General features: G+C 67.3%; 1 protein-coding gene. It reads left to right on the forward strand.

Going from position 1 to position 951, the window contains the following annotated elements; all coding sequences use genetic code 11:
• Nucleotides 1-951: GDP-mannose 4,6-dehydratase (gene gmd, locus HW578_RS27030; RefSeq protein WP_232479334.1), on the forward strand; the 951-nt coding region annotated here is incomplete at both ends.

The raw sequence follows: 951 nt of genomic DNA on the forward strand, positions 1-951 counted from the left end.
TCGCAAGGTCGCCCTCGTCACCGGCATCACCGGCCAGGACGGCTCCTACCTGGCCGAGATGCTGCTTGCGAAGGGCTACGTGGTGCACGGCATCAAGCGCCGCTCGTCGTCCTTCAACACCGGCCGCGTCGACCATCTGTACCACGATCGCCACGACCCGGGCGTGGGCTTCTTTCTGCACTACGGCGACCTGACGGATGCCACGAACCTGATCCGCATCCTGGCCGAGGTGAAGCCGGACGAGATCTACAACCTCGGCGCCCAGTCCCACGTGGCCGTGTCCTTCGAGACGCCGGAATACACCGCCAATTCCGACGCAATCGGCACGCTGCGGCTGCTGGAAGCCATCCGCATCCTCGGCATGGAGAAGACCGCGCGCTTCTACCAGGCCTCGACCAGCGAGCTGTACGGCAAGGTGCAGGCCGTCCCGCAGGACGAGACCACGCCCTTCTACCCGCGCAGCCCCTATGCCGCGGCCAAGCTCTACGCTTACTGGATCGTGGTGAACTACCGCGAGGCCTATGGCCTGCATGCGTCCAACGGTGTGCTGTTCAACCACGAGAGCCCGCGCCGCGGCGAGACCTTCGTCACCCGCAAGATCACCCGTGCGGTCGCCGCCATCCACCTGGGGCGGCAGGACTGCCTGTGGCTCGGCAACCTCGATGCGCAGCGCGACTGGGGCCATGCGCGCGACTTCGTCGAGGGCATGTGGCGCATCCTCCAGCAGGACACGCCCGACGACTACGTGCTCGCGACCGGGGTGACGCATACGGTGCGCCATTTCTGCGACCTGGCCTTCGCCGAGGCGGGCATCGCCCTCGAATGGCGGGGCAAGGGCGTGGAGGAAGTCGGCGTGGACCGTGCGACCGGCCGCACGCTGGTGCGCGTCGATCCCGAATACTTCCGCCCGACCGAGGTGGACCTGCTGATCGGCAACCCGGCCAAGGCCAA

The organism is Roseomonas rosulenta (assembly GCF_016106005.1).
GTDB classification, from domain to species: domain Bacteria; phylum Pseudomonadota; class Alphaproteobacteria; order Acetobacterales; family Acetobacteraceae; genus Neoroseomonas; species Neoroseomonas rosulenta.